The sequence below is a fragment of the Candidatus Magnetobacterium casense genome (genome assembly GCF_019173545.1).
In the GTDB taxonomy this organism is placed as follows: Bacteria; Nitrospirota; Thermodesulfovibrionia; order Thermodesulfovibrionales; family Magnetobacteriaceae; genus Magnetobacterium; species Magnetobacterium cryptolimnobacter.
On sequence record NZ_JABXWD010000728.1, the window covers coordinates 1 to 1,221 of the forward strand.

Annotated in this window: 1 protein-coding gene and 1 pseudogene; both read left to right on the forward strand. The window is 53.8% G+C overall.

Going from position 1 to position 1,221, the window contains the following annotated elements:
• The first annotated feature begins 495 nt into the window (after positions 1-495).
• Positions 496-798, forward strand: coding sequence for a hypothetical protein (locus tag HWQ67_RS19120; protein ID WP_218254286.1), 303 nt, complete (start codon positions 496-498; stop codon positions 796-798).
• Positions 798-1,221: pseudogene (locus tag HWQ67_RS19125) on the forward strand (hypothetical protein); the annotation flags it as partial. The gene HWQ67_RS19120 and the pseudogene HWQ67_RS19125, both read left to right, overlap by 1 nt.

The window sequence follows — 1,221 nt, forward strand, 5'->3', positions numbered from 1 at the left end:
TGTTCAAGCACCCCAAGGAATCAGTGGACAGTGGTTATCAGCCGGTCACGATTCATGTTGACAAGACGGGGCATAAGATGCGTTTTGCTGTAGGTGGTGGATTTGGTACGGGAGGAACATTCTTTCTTGAAGTGAAGATGGTATAGGGAGATCGTCCGTGGAAACTTTTCGTCAAACACTACGGCACGTCATGGCAACGTATCCGGAAACCCGGGAACATTTGGCGCCCTACGTGAGGGCTAATGGTCAACGTAGTTCTGAGTTTGGGCGACCTCTTAAGACGTGGACTGCGCTTGTTTCTGGGTCAATAGCTGTAGTGGCCCCCGATGTACGAGAGGCGAAGAGGGAAGCCGAGCGTAAGGTTGATCAGTATAATAGGAAGAGTGACGGGTTACATCTCACGGTGTCACGGATAGATTGGTAATGTCGAAATTCCATCAAACCCTTCTTCATGTCATCCGTGAATATCCAGAAACCAGGAGGCATCTCGCCTCTTTGTTGAAGAGCGCGAACGTCTCTTTCACGGTGTCAAAGGGTAATGTGGATTTATTGGTCTACCCAGCAGGGCGGGATGGGATACATGTTGAGGTTGGGATGGGAGGGCAATGGTGGACAGGAGAGTCCGTGCGGCGTATCCCAGACAATTACGTGCTTCATAATCCTGACGAGAATAAAGACTCCACCTTTTCCCCGGTGATGTTGCAGGTATCAAAGCTTGGGGCACGTGGATTGAAATTTGCGGTATCCGGGGGGTTGGGTGAAGAGGCCTCTTTTGTCTTAGAACTGCGAGCACTTTGATGGCACAAAACCCTATCCTCGCTGACCAACTTGATATCGAACCTGGAGCCGCCGGGACTCGACGGATCCGTAAAGCCACCGATGGTTCTCTGGAGTTCTTGGATGCCTTGATCACGGGGGGCGTCACCCTCTCTCGGCTAGCTGGCTTGCGGAATGTCCAGAACGTCCTTATCGTTGGTAAAGCAGGGGCGGGGGCAGCCTACACGACCATCCAGGCTGCCCTTGACGCCATCCCGGTAGGAGCCTCCTGGACGGCCCCCTACCTTGTGCTCGTGTGTCCCGGGGTCTATACGGAGACCGTTAACATTGCCCGAAACGGGGTGGCTATCGTCGGATTGGGGGCTGTCACGATTCGGTCGTTGGCTGAGGATACCCCAGACGGGGTTGGGGCTTACCACACCATTGTCGTACAAGCTGCTGGGG